The sequence below is a fragment of the Waltera sp. genome (assembly GCF_046969025.1).
In the GTDB taxonomy this organism is placed as follows: Bacteria; Bacillota; Clostridia; order Lachnospirales; family Lachnospiraceae; genus Acetatifactor; species Acetatifactor acetigignens.
The window spans coordinates 1-8,064 of the sequence record NZ_JBKVQF010000045.1 but is presented as its reverse complement, the minus strand read 5'-3'; the positions used below and the strand labels follow the sequence as shown (position 1 = coordinate 8,064).

Genomic DNA, 8,064 nt, shown 5'->3' with positions numbered 1-8,064 from the left:
ATGTATATTATGATAAGCAAATTTGGCGATATCAAGATCGGCGGAAAGGACGCTAAGCCGGAGTTTACAAAATTCCACTGGATCGCCATGACGATCTGCGGAAGTATTGGTACAGGGCTGCTGTTCTGGGCCATGGGGGAACCGTTATATAACTTTTTTGAGCCGCCTGCATATGCCGGCTGCCAGCCGGGATCTCGTGATGCTGCGATTTTCTCGATCTCACAGGTTATGTGGCAGTGGTCTTTTGTTGAATTTGCTCTTTATGGAGCCTGTTCTGTTGCATTTACGGTTGCTGTCTACAACCGACATAAAAAGCTTCAGTTCAACTCCGTATTAGACCCTGTATTCGGCCGGCGCCAATGGCTGGAAACCCTCATTCACGGAGTTATGATATTTGCCATGGTTGGAGGATGTGCCAACTCCATGGGTGTTGGTTTGATGCAGATCGGAGCGGGATTGGAATCTGCATTCGGAATCAGTCAGTCGAATCTGATCTACTTGTTAGTGGCGGTTTTCATCGGTGTGATGTTTGTCATCATGAGTGTATCGGGGATTCATAAAGGTTTGAAATATGTATCTACCATAACCTTTTTTATTTTCTGCGGCCTTCTGATCTATGTTTTTATCTGTGGTGATACCGCATTTATAGGCAAGCTCTCAACAGAATCCTTTGGAAAAATTTTGGATAACTGGGGCTCCAAAACATTAGTCAACAATACACTTTCAGATGATACATGGTATGCTAACTGGATCGTTCAATACTGGGCTTCCTTCATCCTGTATTGTCCGGTATTCGGAATGTTTTTCTGCAGGATGGCAAAAGGGCGTACGCTCAGAGAGTTCCTGGTTGTCAATGTTATTATTCCGGCGATTTTCTGCGTCACATGGATCGGCGTTTTCGGCGGACAGACCATCAGTCTGCAGACCAGCGGTACTATGGATGTGTGGGCAATGGTTCAGGACTATGGAATGCAGGCGACTGTCTTCCAGATAATCAAGTCGCTGCCTATTGGAAATATTGTGCAGATCGTATTTATCATTGCCATTATTGGCTCCTTTACAACTATGGCAGACCCCATTGCATCTGTTCTCGCCACAATGTCTGTGCATAATCTGACCGTGGATGATGAGGCACCGAAAAAATTTAAGATCATCATGGGTCTGTTGATCACAGCTACCGCTTATACAACGGTTGCAACTGATGGCGTCAATGCGGTAAAGGCCATGTATGTCATACTGGGTGCGCCCATTATGATCATAGTGGGAATTTGTATCGTATCCTACTATTATATAAAGTCATAGTCTTTCTTTACCTTTTCTACAGGTTTGACTATGCTATTTTAAGATACTGTGGATTGGTTATCACCTCCTACCACTTGATGGTTTAAAAAAGGCTCCAACCACAGTCTCTTTGTTTATTTGTTAATCAGTTAGTTACCGCATGACGGTTTATCAAGAAGTAGGTTACGATTGCAAGGAGCCCTGTGGATCTTAAGACAGTATCAATACTTTATATCAGGAGGTCCTATATGATTTACGTAGGAATTGATGTCGCAAAAGATAAGCATGATTGCTTTATCACAAACTCTGATGGCGAAGTCCTTTTCAAGGCTTTTACCATCAAAAACAATCTCGATGGGTTCGACGAGCTTTATCAGAAAATAGAATCCGTTATGGAAGATGCTTCTAAAGTAAAAGTAGGCCTAGAAGCCACTGGACACTATAGTTACAATCTTCTCGGATATCTGCTTGATAAAGGTCTGGCCACCTTTGTTATCAACCCGTTACATACTAATCTGTACAGAAAAAGTCTAAGCCTTAGACAGACGAAAACGGATAAAGTTGATGCCCATACAATTGCTTCTATGCTAATGTCTGACGTGAACTTAAAGTCCTACTCAGACACATCGTATCACAACGAAGAGCTTAAGTCACTTACTCGCTATCGTTTTGATAAAGTTAAAGAACGCGCGAAGCTTAAAACATCTATATCCCGTCTTGTATGTATCCTTTTCCCTGAGTTAGAAAAGCTTGTTCCAACACTTCATCAGAATTCTGTTTATGAGTTACTCTACGAATTTCCTGGTGCAAAACAGGTAGCTAATGCACATCTCACAAGACTTTCAAATCTTCTTGAAACCGCATCTAAAGGCCACTACACAAAAGAAACCTCTATCGCTTTTAGAGAGGCTGCAAGAACCTCTATCGGTTCAAATATGCCAGCTAAATCGCTTGAATTAAAGCACACCATTAAGCTCATTAGAGAGCTAGATTCTGAAATCGAAGAGATTGAAAACGAGATTAAAGTCATCATGGATGAAATCAATTCTCCAATCCTTAGCATTCCTGGAATCAGCTATCGAATGGGTGCCATGATTATTGCTGAAATAGGTGACTTTAGCCAATTCGACTCTCCAGATAAGATCCTTGCTTATGCAGGAATGTCGCCTTCTACCTATCAATCCGGCCAGTTAGATAACTGTTATGCCAGAATGGAAAAACGTGGTTCTAGATACCTTAGATATGCTCTGTTTAATGCAACCGCATATGTTTGTCTATGGGATCCAACCTACAAGGCTTATCTTGCCAAGAAACGAGCTGAAGGCAAGCATTACTATGTTGCAATGTCTCACGCGACCAAGAAACTAGTTCGGCTAATTTATCATCTCGAACGCACTGGACAGCAATACCAAAAAGCAATCTAATTCTTCCAACATCATATCTTCTTGTCAGAGCATCATACTCGATGCTCTATTTGTCATGCAATTTTCAAGGTACTGATTGCGATGAATAAGTCATCGCCACTATACTCAAAACATCTCTGTTTTTGAAACTATTTATTGACTTTCTTTAATAGTTAGTCTTTTTTAAACAGGCAAAAGAGGTCAAGCAATATCCGAATGACCTGTTGCCGGAATCCGCAAATGACGATGAAGAATGAGAATATAAGAAAAAAGTGAGGTATCTCTATGAAATTAACACCATATGAACAGGAAATGCTGGATGGAAAATTCGGCCGCTTTAAACAGATCGCGTTGGAAAATGTTTTAAAATATGCCCGTGTGGTAGGTGCAGAAGAACTGGTGGAAGTCACAAAATCCACACTGTACTTTGGAGCACATTCCTATCTGGAAACCTGCAAAGCAGATACATACGATGAAATTTTCGCGAAAATGTATCTCTGCACAGATGAAAAAGTAGAATTAGGGGAATTCGAGAAGACCTGCTACTGTCAGACCTGTGTTGCACCCTGCGACCAGTATGATTATGAAGTGACCCATCTCCCAAAAGAGCTGTTTGACAAAAATACCGAATATCTGAGTCGTACGCTGAAGGCCGGCTGCTGTATTGCCGGTTCCTGCACCCCGTACCTGAACGGCTGGGTTCCGTTATTTGGAGAGCATGTAGTCACATCAGAGTCCAGCAACATTACTATGAGCAACTCGGCATTCGGAGCACGATGCAATGCAGACGGAGAGGAAGCGATCACATGGATCTCTATCTGCGGACGCGCTCCAAAATGGGGATTTTATCTTCCGGAAAACCGTTATGCGGATACCGTATATCATATTGAGTGCAGATCAGAGACAAGATTTGACTGGGATATCATCGGATATACGGTAGGGCGCATGCTGCCTTCCGCCGGAGTTCCTGTATTGACAGGCGATTTCCACAGACCAACATTGACCATGTTAAAGCAGTGCTTTACTGCCATGGCCACTACAAGTGCATGTGAGCTGTGCCACATAGTCGGAGTGACACCGGAGGCTCGTTCCCTGGAAGACGCCAGAGGAAACAAACCTCTCAGGGGCGAATTTACCATTACTCAAAAAGATTATGAGGAATCATACCGCCAGATCTGCAGTGCGGGGGAAGGAAAGATCAACTTTGTATTACTGGGATGTCCCCACTATAGTCTGGAGGATATTCAGCAGGTGGCCAATTATATCCATGGGAAAAAAGTGGCGGAAGGTGTAGAACTCCATGTCTGGACAGATATGTCTACCCTCGCAATGGCTAAGGCCAGTGGTTTTGTTAAAACCATAGAGGATGCCGGAGGCAATGTGTTGTCAAGCAGTTGTGCCATGGTCATGGATCCCGCAGCTTTCAGTCATGTGACAGCTATGGTGACGGATTCCGGTAAACAGGGGCACTATATGCACTCCTGCTTCGGAACGGAGAAACATGTTCCGATCTATTATGGCGATGTCTGTAAATGTATTGATGCCGCTGCGGCAGGCTATTGGAAAGGAGAAGCATAATGGAGAATAGGATCATCAAAGGACGCGGAGCCTATGAAGGAGTCATGGAAGGAGAAGCGCTCGTCCTTCCTGACAGTGTACAGGGATGGGCCGGATTAGACGAAAAAACGGGTATCATCATAGAAGAAGCCAACAGCAAATTCGGTGCGTATATCGGCGGAAAGATTCTGATCCTTCCCTGTGCTAAGGGGAGCAACGGATGGGCCAGCCATTTTTATTCCGCTTCTGTGGCCGGACATAAGCCCACTGCATGGGTCATCGAAAAACTGGACTCCCGCTGCGCTGCCTGTATTGTGGAACTGGGCATACCTACAGTTGTGGAGACTGAGGAAGAAGCCTGTAAGATCATTCATGATGGAGACTATATCCGTGTGGATGGCAATAAGGGAATCGTAGAAATACTGAAACGGGCGGAATGAAAAAACAACAGTAAAATTTTATACTTTCTGAATATTTAAAGAGAGACATCCATAACCTTATGATGAATGAAATAATAATGAAGTATTTCATGCATTGGAGGGATTATGGATGTTTTTTTATTATGACGCCACGTATCTTCTGGTCCTTGCAGGTGTCGTGCTCTGTGTGGCGGCATCGGCAAATGTAAACCAGACTTATAAAAAGTACAGTACAGTGGGAAATGCCAGACACATGACAGCAGAACAGGCAGCCAGGACTATACTGGAGCGGGCAGGGATCAGCCAGGTTAGGATCGAGAGAGTGGGAGGGAGCCTGACCGATCATTATGATCCCAGAAATAAAGTGCTGCGGCTGTCTGAGGCAGTTTACGGCTCTGAGTCAGTGGCAGCCATCGGTGTAGCGGCACATGAGTGCGGCCATGCCATACAGGATGAGGTGGGATATGTACCCATCAAGATCAGAGGAGCCATTGTTCCGGTGGTGAATCTCGGCTCTGCCTTATGCTGGCCCTTGTTCCTCATTGGACTTTTGATGGGGGCACCCGGCCTGGTGAACATAGGGATCATTTTGTTCTCCCTGGTGGTTGCGTTTCAGTTGGTTACGCTTCCGGTGGAGTTTAACGCATCCGGCAGAGCTATGCGTATACTGGACGGAACAGGAATCCTTTCGGGGAGTGAACTGCAGGGCGCCGGGAAAGTGCTGCGGGCCGCCGCGCTTACTTATGTGGCATCTGCGCTCTCCTCTATCCTGCAGCTCCTGCGCTTGGTACTGCTGTCGGGAAGACGGAGAAATTAAGTTTACTTTTTCTGCCGCCGGCGGTAGAATAAAGGCAAGAGTAAAAGGCCGGAGGAAGGATATGGCGGAGGGTTACGAACATTCAGAGGAAAAGGCTCATCTGGAAGAAAAAGATCATCTGGAAGAGATGCTGGATAACTTTGCAAAAGCAACAGAGCTGGGGATCATAGCGGTCAACACTTATGGAGAAGTCTTTCTCGCCAGCAAAGACTACTATGAGTGCACATACTGCCGTCAGGTACAGAATACGGAGGCGGGGAAGGCACACTGCAGGCGTACCTACAAAAAGGCGTGCAGACAGGCTTTTATGTGGAAGGAACCGTATTTTTTTGTCTGCCATGCAGGTCTTGTCATGTGGGCAGTTCCCATCTATGCCGATGGAACAGAGGTGGGAGCTGTCATGTGCGGACAAGTCCTTTTGTGGGAGCCGGACCACATCTTTCACCAGGATGCGGAAAAATTCTGCGGGAGCGTGGAAGAGAGAGAGGAAATGGAGCGGAATATAAAAAAGCTGCGGGTGATCTCAGCGGACCAGTGCCAGTCCTCTGCCAACCTGCTGCAGGTCATGATGCAGTATCTCTCCAAAACGCAAAATGCAATCTTTATGGACCAGAAGAATCTTCTGAGCTGGCGCGATGCCATGACGACCAGGATCGAGGAGAGGAAAAAGACACTGGAAAATGAAAAATTTGACTGGTCTGTCTATCTGAAAAGGGAGAAACGGTATCTGCAGTATGTGCGCATGGCAGACAAGGATAAAATTCAGAACATGCTGGAGATGCTGTTTACAGACATGGAGATACTGTGCTCCTATGACAAGACGCTTGTGAAGTCAGCACTGCATGATTTCATGGCTGTGACTGCCAGGGCGATCGTGGAGGCAGGGGCGGACAGCGAGGTTGTCATGAACGGCGTGAAACATTACAGGCAGGATATGAAACATGTGGAGAACATTGAGGAGATGATGGAGCTTACCTATCGGATGCTGAACCGCTGGTTTGACAGTATTTATCTTTTGGGAACAGATGATCATATCAGTGTCATGAAAACAGTCAGGGAATACATAGAAGAGAATTATAATAGAAAAATAACCCTGGATGACATCTGCGGCCATGTGTTTTTGAGCAGGTCTTATCTCTGTACCTTGTTCCGCCAGAAAACGGGCGGTACCATAAACGATTATATCCTGAGAGTCAGGATCGAAAAATCCATTGAGTTGATGAGAAACCGGGAACTGAGCATAAAGGAGATCATGAGACAGTGTGGATTTGAAAGCCAGAGTTACTATACAAAAACCTTCCGAAGACTGATAGGGGTCAATCCCGGACAGTACAGGAATAAATTTTTATAGGAGAGACAGAATGGATATATATGAAGAGATCAGGCGGAATCTTCTGGGTGGGAAAGCCGACGAGGTGGTTAATCTCATAAAGAAAGCAATCGCCGTCTGCTATCCTCCGGAATCGGTGCTGAAAGAGGGGCTGATCCTGGGAGTGGATACACTGGCGTACAAGTTCCGCAACAGTGAGGTCTGTGTGCCGGAGGCCCTGAGGGTGGCCCGGGCACTGAATGCGGGTCTCAGATGCCTGACCCCTTATCTGGACCAAGGCGGGGCAAGGCAGTGCACAGCGGTCATCGGCACTGTGGAGGGGGATGTCCATGATATCGGAAAGAATCTGGTCAAGATATACCTCTCCACCCTGAATATAGACATGGTGGATTTAGGTGTGGACGTGACAAAGGAGGAATTTGTGGAGGCGGCTGTGGAGAATGAGGCCAAGCTTGTCATGGCATCTGCGCTTCTTCCAACAACAGTCTGTGAGCTGAGGGGGATCATAGAGGAGCTGGAGAGAGCCGGAATAAGGGACAAGGTGATTGTCTTTGTGGGAGGCCTGTCCGTCAGCAGAGAATACGCGGAGGAGATCGGAGCGGACTATTACACCAGGGATGCCATTGAACTGCGAGATTTCCTGAACAAGAACCTATCCAAAATCCTGAAAGAAATATAGAGCAATAAATAGAAAAATAAAGCAAAAGTAAAGGACCCTGTTCTGTGGTATCCTTGATGTATCAAAAGAAGATACGTATCGGGGATGCAGTAGAACAGGGTTTTAAGTTATGTATTATGGAGGAGGTAAAGACATGAGACCATCGATCAAGTATTTAAGTGAGGCGGAAGTAGTACGGGTACATGAAAAAGCATTGGAAATGCTGGAAAATCTGGGTATGAAATTCGAGGGCGCAGAGGCAAGAGACTATTTTGCGAAAGCAGGGGCAGAGGTGTCCGGCCAGATTGTAAAGATACCACGGAATATTATTGAGGAGGGGCTTAAGACGGTTCCCAAGAGGGAGGAATTCGTTTTATATGGAAGGACTCCTGACAAAGACGTACATGTGAAAGACAGGGTGCCGTCCCTGGCGGCCATGACCATGGCCACCCATGTGCTGGACCCGGAGACAGGATTGCGCAGGAAAGCTACGGACAGAGATCTTGCCCTGATCACAAGGATCATGGAAAAACTGGACACGGTGACAATTGCCAGTGCACTGGTCACCCCACAGGATGTACCCATGGCAGCATCAGACT

General features: G+C 45.9%; 8 protein-coding genes. All 8 read left to right on the top strand.

All coding sequences use genetic code 11. The features are described 5' to 3' along the window. A partial coding sequence (locus ACLTOH_RS15140; RefSeq protein ID WP_412224349.1) for a BCCT family transporter occupies positions 1-1,302 on the top strand: 1,302 nt, incomplete at its 5' end. 227 nt (positions 1,303-1,529) lie between these two features. Beyond that, positions 1,530-2,705: an IS110 family transposase gene (locus ACLTOH_RS15135; protein WP_115622538.1), complete on the top strand. Its 1,176-nt coding sequence runs from the start codon at positions 1,530-1,532 to the stop codon at positions 2,703-2,705. A 264-nt stretch (positions 2,706-2,969) separates the two neighbouring features. Beyond that, a complete protein-coding gene (locus tag ACLTOH_RS15130) occupies positions 2,970-4,262 on the top strand; it encodes an aconitase X (protein WP_029468001.1) in 1,293 nt (430 codons plus the stop codon). Then, positions 4,262-4,681: an aconitase X swivel domain-containing protein gene (locus ACLTOH_RS15125; RefSeq protein WP_018594543.1), complete on the top strand. Its 420-nt coding sequence runs from the start codon at positions 4,262-4,264 to the stop codon at positions 4,679-4,681. The genes ACLTOH_RS15130 and ACLTOH_RS15125 overlap by 1 nt, the downstream gene beginning before the upstream one ends. Before the next feature lie 109 nt (positions 4,682-4,790). Continuing rightward, positions 4,791-5,477: a zinc metallopeptidase gene (locus ACLTOH_RS15120; protein ID WP_029468003.1), complete on the top strand. Its 687-nt coding sequence runs from the start codon at positions 4,791-4,793 to the stop codon at positions 5,475-5,477. Positions 5,478-5,538: 61 nt separating this feature from the next. Next, the gene (locus tag ACLTOH_RS15115) at positions 5,539-6,828 is read left to right on the top strand and encodes a PocR ligand-binding domain-containing protein (protein ID WP_029468004.1); all 1,290 of its coding nucleotides are present in this window, start codon (positions 5,539-5,541) and stop codon (positions 6,826-6,828) included. A 10-nt stretch (positions 6,829-6,838) separates the two neighbouring features. Next, positions 6,839-7,486: a cobalamin-dependent protein gene (locus ACLTOH_RS15110; RefSeq protein ID WP_018594540.1), complete on the top strand. Its 648-nt coding sequence runs from the start codon at positions 6,839-6,841 to the stop codon at positions 7,484-7,486. 133 nt (positions 7,487-7,619) lie between these two features. Further along, a partial coding sequence (locus tag ACLTOH_RS15105) for a trimethylamine methyltransferase family protein (RefSeq protein ID WP_412224348.1) occupies positions 7,620-8,064 on the top strand: 445 nt, incomplete at its 3' end.

Coding starts and splice junctions, on each gene's coding strand:
- ACLTOH_RS15120 (WP_029468003.1), top strand. CDS start 4,791: ATGTTTTTTTATTATGACGCCACGTATCTTCTGGTCCTTGCAGGTGTC.
- ACLTOH_RS15135 (WP_115622538.1), top strand. CDS start 1,530: ATGATTTACGTAGGAATTGATGTCGCAAAAGATAAGCATGATTGCTTT.
- ACLTOH_RS15130 (WP_029468001.1), top strand. CDS start 2,970: ATGAAATTAACACCATATGAACAGGAAATGCTGGATGGAAAATTCGGC.
- ACLTOH_RS15110 (WP_018594540.1), top strand. CDS start 6,839: ATGGATATATATGAAGAGATCAGGCGGAATCTTCTGGGTGGGAAAGCC.
- ACLTOH_RS15125 (WP_018594543.1), top strand. CDS start 4,262: ATGGAGAATAGGATCATCAAAGGACGCGGAGCCTATGAAGGAGTCATG.
- ACLTOH_RS15115 (WP_029468004.1), top strand. CDS start 5,539: ATGGCGGAGGGTTACGAACATTCAGAGGAAAAGGCTCATCTGGAAGAA.